Raw genomic sequence first — 18,529 nt, 5'->3', positions numbered from 1 at the left:
AATAAAAATGATTTGGTGTTTAACTTTCAAATCTATTTTATAGAGATATTCTAAACATCTCGGGACAATTATAATACAATTATTTGATCTACAAAAGTGATGTAAATATCGAAAACGTTTTCGATTTTATATTTATAAAATTAATCAATAAACACTTAAAAAACAAGCCATTAACCCAATTATCTTTTTTGCCTTTTATCGATGTTATTCTGCTGTTGTTTCTGCTTCTAGTTGTTCTCTTAAAGCTTTAAGATCTGCCATTTGTTGTTCTCTTGCGGCTTTTTCAACTTGGTAAGCAGAGTCTCTTAATCGGGTTTGTTCTGCGAGTTGGGCATCGATTTCTGCCTGGCGTTGATTTTGAATTAATTGTTGCGCTTGTTCTTGCGATACCGCATTCTCTTCTTGCAATCGCTGGTCACGATCGTATTTTTTATACAATCGACCTGCAGTCACAATAATGATTAACAATACGACAATGATAATTCCCCAAGTCTTTTTCATAATAAAACGGTTAGTAATCAAATATATGAGTATGATTTGAATATCAACATACCCGTTAAAGGGTATATTAAGAACTTTAAGCTTTAATCTGGAATGTCCTTCATTACATACTTGAGAAAGTATTTATAATAACTTTTATTTCTATAGTTCTTGTGACCGGCAGCTCGCTTTTTTTTAATCACTTCTATAGACTGGTAGATCCATATAATGATGATGATCATAAAAATTAGTAAGCCTATAAAAAAATATTGATTCATTGCAGTTAACCAGATTCGTATATAATGAAAGTGTTCTGAAAATCACAAAACTAAGTTTCATACAGTTTTAAACTAAATTAAATATAAGAAAATTCTTAACTACTTACCAAACCACTAAAACTTAGCTATAACAACCTAACTAAAGCAATCTTATGGATTTAATTCAGTAACTCGCTTCTTTCTGTAATTCGATAAGCCTGTTCTGCACCTAGATGGTCTGGATCACCTAATTCTTCTGACCAGAAACCATCTAGAATATCCTTAGTTAAGCATTTATACACTACCACACCTTTAAATATCGCACCGGTATCAGATGTATAGTTAAAGTTAATGACTAGAATATGATCTTTATAAAAGCCTATTCCTTGTTGCACTTGATCATTACCTATTTGCCATCGTGCAACCACTCTATCGTGTTGATCCAGTGATAAGGTAAGAACACCACTATAGCTGCTATGTGCTCGATCTTGATTATGTCCTTTAACTTTATAAGTACCTACCAGATCTTTTACGGTCATCGTTATTTTTATTTGTAAAGGTAAGTGCTATCTTCAAATCTACTATATCACTACCTTTGCCAGTAGATGATATGCTCATGGCCAAAGCTGGAAAAGAAAAAAACACCAAAAACAAGAGTAAGCACACAAAGCTTATGAATCGCAAGAAGAATAAATTGCGAGAGGAGAAAGAGGCTCGTGCCCTAAGGTTAAAAGCGATTATTAAAGCTGCTCAAAACAGTAAAGAGCAGTAGGCTTTTTTATAGTTCGCTTTCGCGAAAGCGGAATTCCACAATCCATTTGCCTCTTATACCATCGCGTCTAGATAAACCCAATGTCCATTCTCTTTACAGAATCTAGAATGCTCGTGAATGACGTCTACCCGACCATTTTCCATAAAATAAGCTTTGAACTCTACCGTACCTGTTAAATCGTTTTTCAGTCCTTTATTAGTTTGTAAAACTTCTAATTTAATCCAATCTACAGATTGAGTCCATTGTTTGATCTCACGAGCTTCTTTTTTACTAGGTCTCATAGAGCTGTGATGACTGCGTTGTAGAAAATCGATGTCACCTATAACAAAAGCGCTATAACGCGATCGCATCAATTGCTGTGCTGTAGCGACATCATTAATTTGATGATGCGCGATTGCACAACAGTTTTTATAGAGTCGCTGGGTATCACAAGGACAGTGCAATGGATTATTTTTTGATGACAAAATTAATCATTGATAAGAGTATTGATCGATACTTTTTCATTATTTCACCCTACTGAAAAGTAGCGCGTCTACCGTAAAATCTGTAGGACGTGATCCTCCACCGAAGCCTATGGCAAGATGCATTTGATCATGAGATTTCATCTCTATAATTCCTTTAAGGCGTCCTCGTTCAGCATCAGTGCTTTTATCGATCATAATAAAATCGATATGTGCTGGTGATTGCTTTTTATCAATTTTATAAGTCATTGCGAGTTCTACTCCATCACTAACATAGGATTGGCCGCCCATTTTTTGTCCTTCGAATTCAAAGGTAGCATATCCATCACTGGTCAATTCTAGAAATCCCATATCGCCTTTATCTTCACCCTTCCAACGACCTACATGAGGACTATCGCCCACTAGCGCTGTAAAAGAGGTTAAAAACATAAATAAAACTGCGGTAAGACTTAAAGCTTTTAAAATTTTCATGTGCTATGTTTTAATGATTGTTCTTCAATAATACAAATTCTTTTAAGTTTTAAATAGATTAGGTAAAAATTGAATTCCTAACGTGAACTTTCCATCTCTTAACTGGTTTTGTGAACTGATGGGTTTAAAATTTACTGATATCCTCATAGAGTCTTTAATTGTCACGCCTGCTGTTATGAATCCAAAATCAAAAACCTTTTCCTCAACACCTAATCGTTCTCTAAAAGCGCTTGCTCCAGTATATGAGCCATAACTGGCTTGCACATAAAAATTAAAGGCACGATCATCACTATTAATAGCCAGTACTACATGGCCAGTACTACTGAATACAACTGAACTTGTGTCTACATCATCTGAAAAATCATCGAGTTCTAAAGACATTCTACCACGCATATAACCAAAAAACGTAAATCGATGTGAACTATAATACAAGAACGGAAGCTCTAATCCTAGATAAGTGTTTCCTCCACCAGTAATTAAACGTTGTTTGCTTTCTTCGCTTACTTTTACCTCTTCCACAATAGGAGTGGTAGGATCTATTACCGCAACCTCATCATTAGATCCAGTACTTAAAACCGTTCCAAAATTGACTCGCAACGGTCCAAAAAATGTCGCTGCAAATTCAGTATTTACAACTGCTGCATCGGTATTGAATTGTAGGGCTGATTCATTGACAAAATACAACTTACCATGATCTCGAGCATATATATGTTGCACTGGATCTATCTGATTCTCTTTAAAAATATTGTACTTGATATTTGTAGAATCTCGGGCATCGTGAAACAGTGTTTTTAAAGTATCAGCACTTATTTGAAACTTCTTCTCTATTATCGTTAATCTCTCTGCCTCGATAAATTCTTGATTATCTAGTAAGGCGCGCTTCTTTTTTCTGACCGCATCTAACTGTTTTAACGCTTGATGATACTTGACTTTAAAAAGTGGAAAGCGATCTTGAGAAGCAGGTACTGATTCTGCGATAAAATGCATATTGATAAAATCATCTAGTGTAGCATTATCATAATCTATAGATTTAAGGTTTAAAATAAGACCATCCTTATCCTCTATATTTTCCTTAATCACATCATATAAAGCTATTTGTGCTGTATCTAACCTTTTTCTATTTACAGCCATTTTTTTTTGAAAAGTACTCAGGTCTGTTTTTTGCAAAAGATCAAAATCTAGACTTGGGTCTATTTTCTCTTTAAGGAATATGTTTAGATCTTCTTTGTATATAGTAATCACTACTCTATTTGCAGAAACACTATCACCAAATTTTACTAAATCAGCGTCGTTAACAGTTAAAGGTGAATAAGACTTTTCACTAGCTCTAAAACTGGGGAACTGTGCCATCGTTATATTTATGAATAAACAGAATACTATACTGATGATTACATTTTTCATAATTTATAATTATTGATTAATGATGAAAATTACATTGTTATAGAATAGTAAACCATTCCCATTATGGGGGATTTTTGAGATTCCTTTATATATGGTTTGGCATATCATTAAATCTAGTTTCCCTTCAATTCTGCTACCTTTGTATCATGCACAACATCCATATTAATAACAGCTTTACAGACGCGTTACCACAGGACCCAATAACAGAAAATTACACTAGACAAGTTACTGGTGCGGCTTATTCCCTAGCGCAACCATTAGTCTTTAAAAACGCACAAGTCATTCATGTATCTAAGCTAGCACAAGAGCTGGGTTTTACAAATGAAGATGTGCAGTCACTTTCCTTTAAAAAGTTAGTCACTGGACAAGAATTACCAGATAACGTTGCACCTTATGCAATGGCATATGCCGGACATCAATTTGGCAATTGGGCTGGACAGTTAGGTGATGGACGTGCTATCAATTTATTTGAGATGCTGCATCATGACCAGCGATGGGCATGGCAGTTAAAAGGTGCTGGTCCTACTCCATATTCTCGACGTGGTGATGGACTTGCCGTGCTGCGCAGCAGTATACGCGAGCATTTATGTAGCGAGGCGATGCATTATCTAGGTGTTCCTACCACGCGGTCCTTATCACTTTCATTAAGTGGCGACCAGGTACTGCGTGATATGTTATATGATGGTAATGCTGCACATGAAAAAGGTGCTATTGTATGTCGTGTAGCGCCTAGTTTTATACGCTTTGGAAATTTTGAATGGGCTGCAGCGCAAGGCAATCCAGAGTATTTGAAGCAGCTTACTGATTATACCATAAAAACATTTTATAGTCATATTACCGCGACAGGTAAAGAAGCCTATTTACAATTCTTTCAAGAGGTGACTCATCGCACGCTAGAAATGATTATTCACTGGCAGCGTGTAGGCTTTGTACATGGAGTGATGAACACAGATAATATGTCTATTCTAGGACTTACTATAGATTACGGACCCTATGGCTGGTTAGAGCCTTATGAACATGGATGGACACCTAACACCACAGACAGCCAGAATAAACGTTACCGCTATGGTGCACAACCAGAGATAGGTTTATGGAACCTATTGCAACTAGCAAATGCATTATATGAATTAATTAATGATGGTCCGGCACTAGAAGCTATTTTAAATGAATATAAATCAAACTATCAGTCCCAGTACTTGATGATGATGAAAAGCAAATTGGGACTTCAAACCACTCAAGAAAATGATCAAAAGCTAGTCGCTACTTTAGAACATCATCTACAGCTGCACGAGACAGACATGACTTTGTTTTTCAGGGAATTATCTTTGATTGAACCACATATGGATGCTGATAAAGCCTTCATAACTATTTCAATGGCTTTCTATGATCTTGAAAACATCAGCGAGCCACATCAGTGGAGCTGGCTAGAATGGTTAGAAACATATTTAAAAAGACTGCAGTTAGAGCAAGACGCGTTAGGTATGGATGGTATCGCTTTCGCGAAAGCGAAACAACAACAAATGAACGCTATTAACCCAAAATATGTGTTTAGAAATTATATCGCACAATTAGTAATTGACGAGGCTGATAAAGGTGATTATACCTTATTAAATGAGGTCTATAGAATGTTGCAACGACCATATGACGAGCAACCAGAATTTGATAAATGGTATGATCTGCGACCAGACTGGGCTCGTACCAAAGTAGGATGTAGTATGTTGAGCTGTAGTAGTTAAGAGTAAACAAAATCAAAAGCATTATAAAAGCCTCATTTTTACAGTTGAGCTTATGGATTGTTTCTTTTGTTATAGAAATTTCTTCTGTTCAAGAATCCTTTCAGTAATTGCGTGATGTCACTAAAAGTTTTCTGTTAATCGATTAATCTAGTAATGAGCATGGTATTAAGGTGAAGAACAGTATTATTGAAATACTCTATTACTTAAACCCAACCTTCATGAAGTCTTATTACATTATTATTTTGTTTCTGTCCTTTACCGTACAAGCACAGGTAGGTGTAGGAACCGTTAGTCCCCAAAATGATTTACATGTTGCAGGCGGTATACGTATCGATGACGCACCTAACGGTACCAACTATGATGCTCAAAACAGATTACTAGCAAGAGATTCCAACGGCGATATAGTGAATGTAACTATTGATCAGGCCGTAGAAAATGTGGGAATACCTCAACTGGCGTTTAATGCAAAATTTGGTTCTGGTGGTAATGTCTTTTTTAGCGATTGTGTTCCATGTGCTAGTGGACAAGAAAGAAGATTCCATTTAGAACTACCACAAATTAATATTAATAATACATCTTTAATTGAATTAGTAGACCCAACGGGAACAACAGTTTTGGGTGACGAGTATTTTGAAATTAAAAAGGCAGGTTTTTATAGATTTGAGGTTAATTCTACAGTAGCTATTTCTGGATCGAGTACTTTTTTCATCAATCTTTATCTTAATAATTTAAAACTTTCTGGTACTACTGAAACGGATAGTTTTAGAATTTTTGGTGGTATCCCTAGAGGTTCTGTAAATTCACCAGTAAGTGTTCCTTTTTATGCCACAGACATACGTTACTATGATCTAGGCGATCAGGTTCATCTAGGTCTTAAGGCTGCAGTAGTTGAAGGCGCAGGAAGTAGAGAGCTATTTAGCATACTACCTATAGATGCTACCTATATCGCTCAAATAACGATTACTAAGTATTAAATTCTTGAGCAAGGATGATTCTCGTAGTTCGTGCTGGATTTTAGCTATATGTTAAAAATTCAATTGAAGCTATATTAGCTGGAATTATTCCATAATTTTGGAACATTTCCAAATAACAGCATTTGAATCATCTTGAAAATTTATATTGTGTCGTTGACATAGAGACTACTGGTAACCGTATGAGCGGTAATCGTATGACCGAGATTTGCATAGTACGCATGCGCGGCGATACCATTCTGGATAAATACAGCTCTTTAATAGATCCAGAAGTTTTAATCCCAGATTACATTACGACTTTAACTGGTATTGATAATGCTATGGTAGCCAGTGCGCCAGTATTTGCAGATGTGGCTGAGGACATCTTGAATTTTACAAAAGATTGCATTTTTGTAGCTCATAATGTCAACTTTGACTACAATGTATTGCGCAACGAGTTTAAAAGAATAGACCACGATTTTAAACGTAAAAAATTATGCACGGTAAGATTATCTAGAGAATTAATACCTGGTATAAATTCTTATAGCCTCGGTAAATTATGTGATGCAATAGACATTCCATTGATCAATAGACATCGTGCTGAAGGTGATACCGATGCGACCGTTATCCTTTTTCAAAAATTACTTACCATGGATAAGGATGGTGCTGTGTTTGACAAATTTGTGAAAGGAACTTTTAAAGAAGGTACCTTTCCACCACATTTAGAAAGATCACAGTTTGACGAACTACCCGAAACCGCTGGTGTTTATATTTTTAAAGATAAAGGTCATAAAATCATTTATATAGGTAAGGCCATCAACATACGTAAAAGAGTATTATCTCATTTCTATTCTAAGACGTCTAAGTCTTACTTGATGTGTCAAGAGATTTTTTACATTGACCATATTGTGACGGGTAATGAACTGGTTGCATTGCTGCAGGAATCTGATTTAATTAAAAAGCACTATCCACGTTTTAATGTGGTTCAAAAAAAGCCTAAACCAGCCTATCAAATCCTTCATTATAAAAATCAGCTAGGGATTATTCAATTTGCGGTAGGATTAGTTAAGTCCTATGATTATTCTGTCGTGACGCATTATAATCGCGCTCATGCGGTAGAACAACTAGAACAATTATGTGCAAATCATAATCTATGTCCTCGATATTGTAGTTTTAAAACTCAAGAAGATTGTACATCACATTATAAATTAAAGAACTGCAAAGGTGTATGTAAGAAAGAAGAGCTTGTTTCTTTATACAACTTGCGTGCACAACAGGCGATAGAATCATTACATAATCAAAATCCTAATTATATCATCAAACAGCCTGGTAGAACTCATGAAGAATCTTGTTTTATACTTATAAAAGGTGGTGAATATCAAGGATATGGATATATTGATCGCTATGCGACCATCAATTCTTTATCTGACTGTGAAGATTTCATAGAACGCAAAGTGGCAAACTTTCATACCAATCAAATTATAAGAGCTTACCTTAAAAAATATGGCGAGCAAAATGTGATTTATGAAGAGAATGCTGTTGAATTATGATTAGATGTTAAGCTATTTCCTTATTTATGTTAATTCCATATCAATTAAGAAATTATTAAAAATTTGAAATATAGATATCTTTTAATTTTATAAAAAAAAAGATGAATCACACATTTTCACCAAACGGCTACAGCGATTACAAGCGTAAGACTATCGATGATCATGAGGATTATGAAGACGACGTGAATAACACTCCATCATCTTCACGCTTTGAAAGCTATTTATAAAAAAATCCGATCAAATGATCGGATTTTTTTTATTAAGAATTAGAATAGTTGCTATCTATTTTGTTCCATAAATTTGAGATAATCTTTTGCTAAGCTGGTTTTCTCTTTTTCCTTTAAAGCTTTACCAGCAAGTTGAAAGACTTCTTGCTCTTCTTCATCAAGATGATGTTCTACTTGATGCGCCAGCTCCTTCATGTATTTAAGCCAGGCACTGCTATCCATGTCTGTTTCTTCTAGTTTTTCAACTAACTCATCCATCTCGTGATGCTCAGCAATGCTATGTCTAGCTTTTTCTTGTGTGAGATCAGACTCAATCAATGGTACATAAAAATGTCTTTCCTCAGCGTCTGCATGTATAGCCAACTCGTGTTTTAATTTTTCAAACATGTTTTTTCTTAATGCGGTGTCTCCAGATGTATGGACTAGTTGATCACAAAGTTCTCTTTGTATCTCGTGATCTTTTCTAAGGGCTTCAAAAATATTCATATCCGTTGTCATTATAATTTTAAACTTCCACTAGTTCCTATTTCTGTCTCATCACCGGTGATAGCTGTGTACGCTAATTTTGCAAGGGTTACAATTGAATTCGTCTTAGTATCCCAATATTGCGCCTGCTGTGGTGTGAAGGTCAACACTGTTATTGTTGGGTCATCTTTTCCTTTAAACCAATTGTTATCCAGGTTTCCATACAGCTCTTCAATTAATATTGGGTCTTTACTAATAGTAGTGGTTCCATAAACACTTAAAAACTCTTTAGACTTCACATTACTAAAAATTAATTGAGTATCTGGATCATTTTCAATGTTTTTATTATGATCACTCGTGCTTTTACTGAAGAATAGTATGGAGCCGTTATCATTTATCCTTTTAGGAGTCATCGGTATACTGTCCACTGGCTTTGACCCTAAATTAGTAAGCATCATGCTGGTCTCAATTGATCTAGATAATTCTAGATATTTCTCTAAGGCTTCTTTTTGGTAAAGGTTTTCTGTACTCATTTTTTATTTTCAATATACAGATCTATCATCAGTAACTTTCTTAATATATTAAGAATTAACTCACTTTTTAGAAGTTTCAACAAGTATTTTCACATTAAAACAGTTGTTTAAACACATCTGTTATGTAGTCAGCTACCTAAAGTATCTGGTATGAAAAGTATATCCACCATATAATAGGTACTGTTACATTGAGCAGTTTTGGCTGGTTTGATTTATTTAGTAACGCTTTCGCGAAAGCGTACTAACGATCTACAATAGGGTTGTCATCTGAGTTGATCAATTCTTCAATTTCCATCTCAGTAACATCTTCTCCTTTATCGGTAATGATTAGTTCCTCTCTATATTTTAAGGATTTTGAACTAGGAGATATTCCATGACCATAACGTGATGCATATACTTTAATAAACTCGGCCCCATAAAAAAGTATTAAGGACGAGTAAGAAACCCATAAAAGCAAAAGTACGATAAGACCTGCTGCACCATAAGCACTAGCTGGAGAGGACTGTGTGAAATAAATTTCTAATAAAAATTTACCTGTTTCAAATAAAATACCGGTTAGTAAAGCGCCTGGCCAGACCATATCCCATTTAAGACGTGCATCTGGTAAGTATCTAAACATCAACCCAAACAGAAATGAAATAATTGCCAAGGAAACGATGTAATTGACCACTAGAGCTAGTTGTCCTAAATAATCTGCAATGTGAATTTGTATCCAGTCTTGTAAAATCCCTATAACTGCAGATAGTATAAAACTAATAAGTATTAAAAACCCTAGAACGAGAATAAATCCAAAACTCTTTACGCGATCCGTAATGATTTTCCACCACGGTGTTTTGGGGTTAATTTTAAGCTTCCATATTTTATTTAGAGATAGCTGCAACTGGTAAAAGACACCGGTAGCCGCAAAAACTAATGTCGATATCCCAACAATTTTTGCAAACCAACTGTCTGAATCGCGACTTGCGGCTTGTAAAATTCCATTGATACTTTCGGCACTATCATACCCTATTAATGATGTAAGGCTAGAGGTTAATCTACCTGTGGCAATTTCAGTATCCCATACCGCTCCTACGATGTTAATCATAATGACTAGCAATCCTGGTAAGGCAAGTATGGTATAATAAGCAACGCTAGCACTTAATTGCCACACATCATCATCATTCCATTTTTTTGCACTTTCCCATAAAATGGACGGCAAATGAAGCCATTTAAATTTTTGCAGAGACATTGTTTCTTTTAAGCATGTTACTACGAATTAAAGAAGTAATCTTAAGTATTCCAATAGCATTAGATATAGTTTAACTTAAAAATCTATTAATTCTTAATTATAAAATCTACAGATACTCCAACTCTTTTTTGACTAATCGCACTCACCGCTTTTTCAGTAAGTTGTAATACTCTAGGATAACCACCTGTCGTTTGTGCATCTCTCATTAATACAATTAACCTACCTTGTGGTGTTAATTGTATGGTCCCTGGTAATACAGGACTACTTTTTATGGCTGCTAGATGGTTAGCTATGACTTCATTTAATTGATAAGCCATACGATCCCACTCATTTGATACTGTAAAAGTGGTCGCTAGTAACTGTTCTTGCTGCTTTCTATTGAGCAAATGAAATTCTGGACCTGCATATGCTTTTAAACTAGCGTTTAAATTTGATGGGATTTCATCAATTAGTTCTATACTTTTTTCTGCTCGATGGTATGAAAGGTGATCGCCTTTTTTAAGTAATGCGTTGTCTAAAATATGTGGATAGTAAGATCGACTACCTAGAGATGATTCTGTTTGAAAACCGTTCTTAATCCCTAAATAAATAAAATTACCATCTATAGCAGGACCTATTTTAACTACATCTCCTGTTTTAAGTCTTATCACACTAGGACTTTTATAAACCTTGTGTTGTACCTGTATTTTACAATGTGCTCCAGTGATTGCAATTTGTGTAGGCTCTGAAAAAATCATTTCGGCACCGGACAATGTCATTTCGATTACTGCATCATCATCCTTATTATTTAATAATCGATTTGCTAGACGCGAGCTAACTAGATCCATGGCGCCACTATGTGGCACACCATATTCTCTATATGCAAATCTGCCCGTATCTTGTACAGTTGATTGAAAACCTGGATTAAGAACAGTTAGTCTAGCCATGTATAAATTGATTAATGTCTAGATGACTTGAATGTTGTTTTAGATATTTAAAAGTTGACTTATCTATTGCATAAAATTCAACTTGATCATGGATAGATAATAAAAAAGGTTGTTCTCGTTCTCTATTAAAAAGTGGTACAGGACAGTTCCCTAGTACGTACCAGCCACCAGGACTGTTTTGTGGATAAATACCACAGATTCCTGCCGCAATAGCCACAGATCCCATTTCTACGGCTTGCGATGGTATTGCCTTACGAGGAATAGTTAGTTCTTTAGACAACCCTTTTAGATAGGGAAATCCTGGCAAAAATCCCATAAAATGAACCGAATAAACTATTTGTTGATGTAGACGTATTATTTCGTCAACTTCCAAATTTGTATATTTTGATACTGCTCTTATATCTGCGGAAAGACAATCATAATAAACCGGTAATTTCCATTTATTGATAACACGCATTGGAGATGGAGTTATGCCTTTTAATAACAATTTTACCTCATTTATCAAAGTTTGATTTACAGACTCTTCACGCCATAAAATGAGAACAGAATTAAATCCTTGATTCAATACAACCCTATGTCCATATTGATCATTAATTAATCTCGTAATGTATGAACGGTATTCTTGCACATCGGTGTCTATATCAATAGTAACCAGTAAACTATTCTCACTATATCGATGATATACAATGAAGCTATCCAATTTTAATTCGATTTAAATTCAATGCAGTAATTACCTCATTAAAATTGTGAACTATCGATAGATTATCTCCATGCACACAATAGGTTTGTGCATTTAAGGGGATTTCCTGCTCATCTATACAAATCACCTTATGTTCATGAACCATCATTGATAGTTGATTAACAAGCTTTGATACATCTTCAATTACCGCATTAGGTTTACTGCGAGGAACTAATTTCCCATCACCATCATAACGTCGGTCAGCAAATGCCTCTTGTAAATAAGACAATCTATGATTCTTTAATTCTTGTTCTATTAAGCTGTCAGATGGTACATATAACTTAACATCTGGATATTGGTCTCTCACCAACTTAATTGTCCAATCAACATATTCAGGTAAGTGTGCTGTTGCATGATATAAAGCACCGTGCATTTTGATGTGATGCATAGTCATTCCTAGCTCTAATGCTACATCATGGAATTGCTGGATTTGTTTAGATACGCTTTCGCGAAAGCGTGCTTCATTCCAATCTAAATGAATTCGACCAAAATTCTCTCGATCTTCAAAAGAAGGATGCGCACCTGTTTTGACACCATATTTTTGAGCTAAAAGCAAGGTCTCTTTTATAGAATCATAATTTCCATAATGGCCACCGCATGCAATATTACAAGAACTTATATATGGCATAACCTGTCCTTCAACATTCATTCCTTCACCTAGGTCCATATTAACATCAATCGTAACCATATCAGATAATTTCAAATACCTTTAAAAGTGTTTTTGCACCTAATATAATGGCTATTGCGATAACGATAAGAGCCATAATGTTTTGCCAACTGCGATTTTGATAAGCACCTAGAAACTTTTGATTCACCAGCCATAATAATAGAATAGCGATAATGGGTAATAACAATCCATTTGCAATTTGAGCAAATGTGATAATGTCTAGTGGCTTTAAACCTATACTAGAAAATAGCACTCCTAGCGCTAGTATAATCATCCATACCGCTCTAAAAGACCAACTTTTCATATTACCATGCCATCCTAGACAACCTTTAACGACATATGCAGCAGCAAGAGGCGCAGTAATCGCACTGGTAATTCCGGCGGCTAAAATACCGATAGAAAATACGTAAGTTGACGCCACGCCAAAGATCGGTTCAAGAGCTTTTGCTACATCTGCTCCTGTAGAGACTCTAGTGGATTGTAACGCTGTTGCTGCAACAATGATCGACATAGAGACTAATCCTCCTAAAATGACACTTATAATAGTGTCTTTTCTAACGGCATTTAAATCCATTGTGTCATTCCACTTCTCACTTACTAATGACGCATGTAAAAAAAGATTATAAGGCACCACTGTGGTACCTATTAAGCCTACTATAGTTAAGAGATTACCTTCATTAATGGATGGAATAAATAGACCTTTTAAAATCAAACTAAAGTCTGGTCCTATCGCTATTGCGGTTGCTATAAATGAAATTCCCATGATAACTACTAGCGTGATTAATACACGTTCTAATACTTTATAATTTCCATAAATGAGTAGACAAAAAGCAATCAATCCTAGTAATAATGGAAAATACCAATGTGTACCGAATATGATATTTAAACCCAGCACACCACCAGAAATATTACCTGCTTCATAAGCCGCATTACCAACCGCAATGGCTGCTAGTACTAGAATAACTATTGCCATTCTAATTATTTTATTGCTTATTGTACTGTGCAATATTTCCGGTAATCCTTTACCAGTAATCAACCCTAATCGGGCAGCCATCTCTTGCAATACAATCGTCGCAAAAATAGAAAGCAGCATCGCCCAAAGCAGGCTATAACCATAGTTTGCGCCTGCAAGAGTACAAACAGTAACTGTTCCAGGACCTATAAAAGCCGCAGCTACTAAAGTTCCAGGACCTATATTTTTAAAGATCTTCTGGAACATGCGATGCATTTTGTAAAGCATAAATAGCAAAGCTACCCAACCAATGTCCACCGGCATAGTCGTCTGCTACCAGATTAGGTATCGTATTGGTCAAATGTGCATCTGCAGTTTCTTGTAATGCAGCATATTGCTGTGGATACTGACTTATCAATCCATAAAGTACCCATGCACGACTGAGGTTAAGTCCATCGATATGTACTAGTTTACCATCACTACGGTCTGAAACACGACCTATTTCTATATCTAATTTTCCATTTTGAATATGAGGTATAAACGCAGCAACCCATTGATGGAAATCTGCGGCTGGTAAAATGCGCCTCATAATATCTATTTCTTCAAGACATGGTGATAAGAAATCATAGCCGCTAGGTTCCCACGATAATGGACAATCGGTATCATTCATATAAAATTCTTTGGCCTTAGACTCTATGGCTGCTTTCAATTCTAGTTCACCGGCATGTGTTGCATAATCCCAGGCAAATACCATCCCAAATGCTGTGTTAGAATGCTCACCTACTCTTATAGCATAATTAAGTTTAGGTAAGTAGTCTGTATATCGCTCTATAACGACATCACTTAATGGTTGAAGAATTTGAGCTAGTTCTTGTCCTTGAGGATTTTCCCAAGTGTCTAGTTCTTGTTGTAGTTTGAGCAACCATGCCCATCCATAAGTGCGTTCAAATGTTTTATTATTCTCCGTATTTAAGTACGCTATTTCGACCGCGATATTCTCTGTGGTAAGATTGCGTTTTATTTTTGCTAGCAATTCTTCTCTAGCCTCAAGTTCTGGAAACTGCTTTATTAAAGTTACAGCACTCCAGTAGCCGTGTACTGCACTATGCCAGTCAAAACAGCCGTAGAAAACAGGATGCTGTTCTGTTGGTCGTTTTTGGTCTTCTGGTGCTGCGGTAACATGCCCCATTTTATTAGGATACTCAGTCTCAATACAATGTAAAGGTAGTTCCGCGAGATTGTTAGCCTGATCTAGAAGAAGTTGCGGTGTTGCAATCTTATCGATGATTACTACTTGTTGTTCTCCACCTTCATCTTTACAGGCTATTAAACTGATTAATAGTAGTGTATAAAAAAAATGCTTCATCTTTATATCTTAGTTAAGATTCTAAAGATAAAGCATCCTTGATGGATTATAATAATTACGCTTTCGCGAAAGCGTCTCTCAAAACATCAATCTCTACACAGCGATATCATCTTCTATAAAAACAGATTCCTCAGTTTGTATAGACTTAGACCAAATCGCAAGGCCAAAGGTCAATACTCCTAGCCTACCTATGAACATAATTATAATGATTAACATTTTACCTATGCTAGATAAATCGCCCGTTATTCCCATACTTAATCCTACTGTACCTAATGCAGAGCTGACCTCAAATAGGGATTTTTCTAGACCGAAGTCATCAGTAAACGTAAGTGCTAGAGTGAAAATGAAAATTAAGCTCGTATAAAATATAAAAGACGATGTAGCGATATATAATCTTTCAAAAGGAATCTTACGACCTAGAAAAGTAATTTCTTTTGAGCCTCTAAGCCTACTTTTCATGATAGCAAATACGGCAGATAGTGTTGTTATTTTTATTCCTCCAGCAGTTCCAGATGGCGAGGCACCTACATACATTAAAAAAATGGTTACCAATATAATAGGTATAGAATAGGATCCATAATCGACCGTATTAAATCCTACGGTGGTCATTGCAGACATAGTTTGAAAAAATGCAGCATATAATCGGGCACTTCCATCCAATGCCGTTATAGTAGGCTCAAAGAAGTACATAAATATAAATCCAAAACTCAACAAAAATGCAAAGCCTATAAATATGATGAGTGACGTAAAACTTAATTGATGGGTACGATCTTTAATCCACAGCACTAAATCCGTCACAACTATAAAGCCTAACGAGCCTGCTATTGCTAAAAAAGCGATAATAAAGTTTACAAAGCCATCATCTACATATTCTGTAAATCCACTATTGAAAAGGCTAAAACCTGCCGTACAAAATGCACTAATACTATGAAAAATAGAGTTCCAAATTGCCTCGCCTACAGGCATACCTTTATTATAAAATGCTATAAAAAATAGAATAGCTCCTATCGTTTCCATAACAACTGTAAAAAGGATTACAGATTTTAAAAAGTCTTTAATTTTAATAGTTACAGGTAAGGTAAACTCACAATTCAACAACTTTTTATGCCAGTGAGTGATACGTCTGGTTGTGGATAATAACATAAAAGTTGTAAAGGTTAAATATCCTATACCACCTAATTGAAATAATGACATGATCACCAGTTGACCTACAAAATTATAAGAATCATATATACTTACTGTTACTAGACCTGTAGTAGACACTGCACTAGTAGCTGTAAATAAGTTATCTATAAAAGCGATGTCAGTTTTTTGCAACCATGGAAGAGACAGTAAGACAAACCCAGCTATGACATAGGTAAAGAAGCCATAAAAGAGATTTTGCTGCGGACTTAATTTTAATTTAAACTTAGTGTATTGATTTTTCCAAATTTTAAGCTTGTTCATAATAGCTACATCTATTGTTATTGCAAAATTCTGAATCAATAATGAGACAATGCGTTAACAAATTGCCATTAATTCAAGAAGGTATCAATAATTAAACATTTCTATATAGATTCTAGCAGCACGATACCACGTTGAGTTTGAACGGTGACTGTACCATCTACTACATCTAAAATAGTTCCCGTATAAGCATTACGTAATTGAGTAACATCTTTAAAAACACGAGTAATATCTATAGTCACATTTTCATCTTTTAAGCCTGCTCCAGCGATTATTTGATCTTGAAAACCGTTTTTATCATACCATCTAGCAAAAATGGTTCCCGTTCCATCATGTTCTAGGGAATGATGGCTACCTGCTCCTACCGCAGGATGATTGCGACGGAACTGACCTAATTTTTGCCAGTGGCTCAATAAATTTGCATCAATATTATCCCAGTCCATATTGGATCTTAATGTGGCGTCACCTTGAGTACCTTCTATGATAAGAGGTCTTGCTACCTCATCACCATAATAGATTTGTGCCATTCCAGGCGTGAGTAATAACTTAGTAACACTCTCAAAAGTACGCTCTCTAGCTGCATCAAAAGGTTGACCATCATCATGACTGCTTATATAATTCATAAAATAAGCAGGATCATTAGGGTCTTCTAGAAGTAAGCTATCTCTAAAGCCATCATATCGTTTAAATAGCTCTTTATATGGCGCTATAGCATGTCTCTTGAAACCAAAATTAATCATCGCGTCATAGCCATAATCAAAATAGTCTACTGGATTATCATTAAAATAATATCTTCTACCACCACTCGCCTCATAACCGTATAACTCTCCTAGAATAAAGAAGGCATCGTCATGTATTTTCTTTTCGGGATTTGCTTTCTTCCAGTCTTCATAAGCTATTATGGCTTGTTCATTAAAGACTTTCCAAACCTCTTCTTCTACATGCTTCACCGTATCAATTCTAAATCCATCGACACCTGTTTCACGAGCATAATCAGTAACCCATTTAATAATATAATTAACCGGTGTGCGTGGTAATCCTGTACGATTAAAAAAATCATCCAGCTCTTTAAGTTCTGCTTCAAGGCGGCCTTCTTGTTTCCATTTTTGAACCAAATGCGCTGGCAATTCTACTTCTTCTTTACTATCCGTTCTTATATCTGGTAGGTTATTAGTTAAAGTACAACTCACTGCGGTTTCTTGATCCTGATAGGTACAAGCAGGTCCTGTACGAACCCAATCTGCTGGCCATACTGGATCCATTTCTGTCACAGGTCCTGTATGATTTATAACAACATCTAGTAAAATCCTTATATTTTTATCATGCGCCTTTTGAACTAATGATTCAAATTCTGCCTGTGTACCATAACTAGGTTCTACTGCGGTCCAGTCTTTTGCCCAGTATCCATGAAAAGCATAAGAGTATCCTGTTCCTTCATCTATACCTTCATGAATTTGCTCCCAAATGGGTGTTAACCAAATGGCATTAACTCCTAAATCTGTAAAGTAATCATCGTCTATTTTTTCAATGATACCGGCAAAATCTCCACCTTCAAATCCACGTAATTTACCTGTTTCCTTGTTTCTGTTGATGATGGTATCGTTTGATGCATCACCATTATGAAATCGATCTGTCAATAGAAAATAAACGTTTGCAGCACTCCAGTCAAAATGAGCCTGCTCCTTTTCTAATGATAACCTTTGACTTTCAACCTCAGTCTTACAGGAATAAAGTACTATTATTAAAAATAGAAAGAGAATGGAGTTTTTCATGAATTTTATTTTACTTGCTCAAAAATAAAGGATACACAGTACTTTATACTAGAATAGATTTCTAATATTGAGATAACGTTGTAGTAAGTGTAACAAGTAGTAATTTTATGATTTATTAAGCGACATTACATAT

21 protein-coding genes are annotated in these 18,529 nt (G+C 35.5%); 5 read left to right on the top strand and 16 right to left on the bottom strand.

The window, feature by feature from the left end; all coding sequences use genetic code 11:
- Nucleotides 1–204: 204 nt before the first annotated feature.
- The 3 genes from BST92_RS10745 to BST92_RS10740 form a co-directional block, all read right to left on the bottom strand.
- Nucleotides 205–501 carry an HlyD family secretion protein gene (locus BST92_RS10745; protein WP_105071451.1) on the bottom strand — a complete coding sequence of 99 codons (297 nt, stop codon included), beginning with the start codon at nt 499–501 and terminating at the stop codon, nt 205–207.
- Between the two features lie 83 nt (nt 502–584).
- Nucleotides 585–722: a hypothetical protein gene (locus BST92_RS15045; RefSeq protein WP_170061744.1), complete on the bottom strand. Its 138-nt coding sequence runs from the start codon at nt 720–722 to the stop codon at nt 585–587.
- Between the two features lie 194 nt (nt 723–916).
- Nucleotides 917–1,276, bottom strand: a complete 360-nt coding sequence (locus tag BST92_RS10740) for a hypothetical protein (protein WP_105071450.1) — start codon at nt 1,274–1,276, stop codon at nt 917–919.
- A gap of 56 nt (nt 1,277–1,332) precedes the next feature.
- On the opposite strand from BST92_RS10740, the gene BST92_RS15040 reads away from it, so the two are divergent.
- Complete coding sequence (locus BST92_RS15040) at nt 1,333–1,509, top strand: hypothetical protein (RefSeq protein WP_170061680.1); 177 nt, start codon at nt 1,333–1,335, stop codon at nt 1,507–1,509.
- Between the two features lie 53 nt (nt 1,510–1,562).
- Here the strand turns inward: BST92_RS15040 and BST92_RS10735 are convergent, their stop codons facing one another.
- The 3 genes from BST92_RS10735 to BST92_RS10725 are packed head-to-tail and all read right to left on the bottom strand — an operon-like array spanning nt 1,563 to nt 3,791.
- Entirely contained in the window at nt 1,563–1,973 is a 411-nt protein-coding gene (locus tag BST92_RS10735; RefSeq protein ID WP_245910903.1) for a YchJ family protein, read from the bottom strand.
- A 39-nt stretch (nt 1,974–2,012) separates the two neighbouring features.
- A complete protein-coding gene (locus BST92_RS10730; RefSeq protein WP_105071448.1) occupies nt 2,013–2,441 on the bottom strand; it encodes a hypothetical protein in 429 nt (142 codons plus the stop codon).
- 42 nt (nt 2,442–2,483) lie between these two features.
- On the bottom strand, nt 2,484–3,791 hold the full coding sequence (locus BST92_RS10725; protein WP_146105146.1) for a hypothetical protein: 1,308 nt from the start codon (nt 3,789–3,791) through the stop codon (nt 2,484–2,486).
- Nucleotides 3,792–3,988: 197 nt separating this feature from the next.
- Between BST92_RS10725 and BST92_RS10720 the strand changes: the two genes are divergently transcribed.
- From BST92_RS10720 to BST92_RS15360, 4 genes are all read left to right on the top strand, one after another.
- Entirely contained in the window at nt 3,989–5,578 is a 1,590-nt protein-coding gene (locus tag BST92_RS10720; protein ID WP_105071446.1) for a protein adenylyltransferase SelO, read from the top strand.
- A 218-nt stretch (nt 5,579–5,796) separates the two neighbouring features.
- A complete protein-coding gene (locus BST92_RS10715) occupies nt 5,797–6,552 on the top strand; it encodes a hypothetical protein (protein ID WP_105071445.1) in 756 nt (251 codons plus the stop codon).
- A gap of 122 nt (nt 6,553–6,674) precedes the next feature.
- Nucleotides 6,675–8,078 (top strand): exonuclease domain-containing protein, encoded by a 1,404-nt coding sequence (locus tag BST92_RS10710; RefSeq protein ID WP_105071444.1) that lies wholly within the window; start codon nt 6,675–6,677, stop codon nt 8,076–8,078.
- A gap of 101 nt (nt 8,079–8,179) precedes the next feature.
- On the top strand, nt 8,180–8,305 hold the full coding sequence (locus BST92_RS15360) for a hypothetical protein (RefSeq protein ID WP_281257004.1): 126 nt from the start codon (nt 8,180–8,182) through the stop codon (nt 8,303–8,305).
- A 51-nt stretch (nt 8,306–8,356) separates the two neighbouring features.
- Here the strand turns inward: BST92_RS15360 and BST92_RS10705 are convergent, their stop codons facing one another.
- From BST92_RS10705 to BST92_RS10660, 10 genes are all read right to left on the bottom strand, one after another.
- On the bottom strand, nt 8,357–8,791 hold the full coding sequence (locus BST92_RS10705) for a hemerythrin domain-containing protein (protein WP_105072252.1): 435 nt from the start codon (nt 8,789–8,791) through the stop codon (nt 8,357–8,359).
- A gap of 11 nt (nt 8,792–8,802) precedes the next feature.
- Nucleotides 8,803–9,303, bottom strand: coding sequence for a pyridoxamine 5'-phosphate oxidase family protein (locus BST92_RS10700; RefSeq protein ID WP_105071443.1), 501 nt, complete (start codon nt 9,301–9,303; stop codon nt 8,803–8,805).
- 241 nt (nt 9,304–9,544) lie between these two features.
- Nucleotides 9,545–10,531 carry a YihY/virulence factor BrkB family protein gene (locus BST92_RS10695; RefSeq protein WP_105071442.1) on the bottom strand — a complete coding sequence of 329 codons (987 nt, stop codon included), beginning with the start codon at nt 10,529–10,531 and terminating at the stop codon, nt 9,545–9,547.
- A gap of 86 nt (nt 10,532–10,617) precedes the next feature.
- The gene (locus BST92_RS10690) at nt 10,618–11,457 is read right to left on the bottom strand and encodes a 5-oxoprolinase subunit C family protein (protein WP_105071441.1); all 840 of its coding nucleotides are present in this window, start codon (nt 11,455–11,457) and stop codon (nt 10,618–10,620) included.
- Entirely contained in the window at nt 11,450–12,157 is a 708-nt protein-coding gene (locus BST92_RS10685) for a 5-oxoprolinase subunit B family protein (protein ID WP_170061743.1), read from the bottom strand. Before BST92_RS10685 ends, BST92_RS10690 begins: the two co-directional genes overlap by 8 nt.
- Complete coding sequence (locus tag BST92_RS10680) at nt 12,150–12,884, bottom strand: LamB/YcsF family protein (protein ID WP_105071439.1); 735 nt, start codon at nt 12,882–12,884, stop codon at nt 12,150–12,152. Before BST92_RS10680 ends, BST92_RS10685 begins: the two co-directional genes overlap by 8 nt.
- 1 nt (nt 12,885) lies before the next feature.
- The gene (locus BST92_RS10675) at nt 12,886–14,082 is read right to left on the bottom strand and encodes an Nramp family divalent metal transporter (RefSeq protein WP_105071438.1); all 1,197 of its coding nucleotides are present in this window, start codon (nt 14,080–14,082) and stop codon (nt 12,886–12,888) included.
- Nucleotides 14,063–15,181 carry a DUF2891 domain-containing protein gene (locus tag BST92_RS10670; RefSeq protein WP_105071437.1) on the bottom strand — a complete coding sequence of 373 codons (1,119 nt, stop codon included), beginning with the start codon at nt 15,179–15,181 and terminating at the stop codon, nt 14,063–14,065. The genes BST92_RS10675 and BST92_RS10670 overlap by 20 nt, the downstream gene beginning before the upstream one ends.
- A gap of 93 nt (nt 15,182–15,274) precedes the next feature.
- Nucleotides 15,275–16,627 carry a TrkH family potassium uptake protein gene (locus tag BST92_RS10665; protein ID WP_105071436.1) on the bottom strand — a complete coding sequence of 451 codons (1,353 nt, stop codon included), beginning with the start codon at nt 16,625–16,627 and terminating at the stop codon, nt 15,275–15,277.
- 101 nt (nt 16,628–16,728) lie between these two features.
- A complete protein-coding gene (locus tag BST92_RS10660) occupies nt 16,729–18,396 on the bottom strand; it encodes an alpha-amylase family glycosyl hydrolase (protein WP_105071435.1) in 1,668 nt (555 codons plus the stop codon).
- Between the last annotated feature and the right edge of the window lie 133 nt (nt 18,397–18,529).

This window comes from Nonlabens arenilitoris (assembly GCF_002954765.1).
Taxonomy (GTDB): Bacteria; Bacteroidota; Bacteroidia; order Flavobacteriales; family Flavobacteriaceae; genus Nonlabens; species Nonlabens arenilitoris.
Note: the sequence above shows the minus strand (reverse complement) of the source record. Positions and strands in the feature narration are given on the sequence as shown.

Excerpts from the sequence above, each read along its gene's own strand:
- BST92_RS15045 (WP_170061744.1), bottom strand. The coding sequence starts at position 722 with ATGATCATCATCATTATATGGATCTACCAGTCTATAGAAGTGATTAAA.
- BST92_RS10700 (WP_105071443.1), bottom strand. The coding sequence starts at position 9,303 with ATGAGTACAGAAAACCTTTACCAAAAAGAAGCCTTAGAGAAATATCTA.
- BST92_RS10660 (WP_105071435.1), bottom strand. The coding sequence starts at position 18,396 with ATGAAAAACTCCATTCTCTTTCTATTTTTAATAATAGTACTTTATTCC.
- BST92_RS10690 (WP_105071441.1), bottom strand. The coding sequence starts at position 11,457 with ATGGCTAGACTAACTGTTCTTAATCCAGGTTTTCAATCAACTGTACAA.
- BST92_RS10720 (WP_105071446.1), top strand. The coding sequence starts at position 3,989 with ATGCACAACATCCATATTAATAACAGCTTTACAGACGCGTTACCACAG.
- BST92_RS10665 (WP_105071436.1), bottom strand. The coding sequence starts at position 16,627 with ATGAACAAGCTTAAAATTTGGAAAAATCAATACACTAAGTTTAAATTA.
- BST92_RS10745 (WP_105071451.1), bottom strand. The coding sequence starts at position 501 with ATGAAAAAGACTTGGGGAATTATCATTGTCGTATTGTTAATCATTATT.
- BST92_RS10695 (WP_105071442.1), bottom strand. The coding sequence starts at position 10,531 with ATGTCTCTGCAAAAATTTAAATGGCTTCATTTGCCGTCCATTTTATGG.
- BST92_RS15360 (WP_281257004.1), top strand. The coding sequence starts at position 8,180 with ATGAATCACACATTTTCACCAAACGGCTACAGCGATTACAAGCGTAAG.
- BST92_RS10680 (WP_105071439.1), bottom strand. The coding sequence starts at position 12,884 with ATGGTTACGATTGATGTTAATATGGACCTAGGTGAAGGAATGAATGTT.
- BST92_RS10670 (WP_105071437.1), bottom strand. The coding sequence starts at position 15,181 with ATGAAGCATTTTTTTTATACACTACTATTAATCAGTTTAATAGCCTGT.
- BST92_RS10675 (WP_105071438.1), bottom strand. The coding sequence starts at position 14,082 with ATGTTCCAGAAGATCTTTAAAAATATAGGTCCTGGAACTTTAGTAGCT.
- BST92_RS10725 (WP_146105146.1), bottom strand. The coding sequence starts at position 3,791 with ATGGCACAGTTCCCCAGTTTTAGAGCTAGTGAAAAGTCTTATTCACCT.
- BST92_RS10715 (WP_105071445.1), top strand. The coding sequence starts at position 5,797 with ATGAAGTCTTATTACATTATTATTTTGTTTCTGTCCTTTACCGTACAA.
- BST92_RS10705 (WP_105072252.1), bottom strand. The coding sequence starts at position 8,791 with ATGAATATTTTTGAAGCCCTTAGAAAAGATCACGAGATACAAAGAGAA.
- BST92_RS10730 (WP_105071448.1), bottom strand. The coding sequence starts at position 2,441 with ATGAAAATTTTAAAAGCTTTAAGTCTTACCGCAGTTTTATTTATGTTT.
- BST92_RS10740 (WP_105071450.1), bottom strand. The coding sequence starts at position 1,276 with ATGACCGTAAAAGATCTGGTAGGTACTTATAAAGTTAAAGGACATAAT.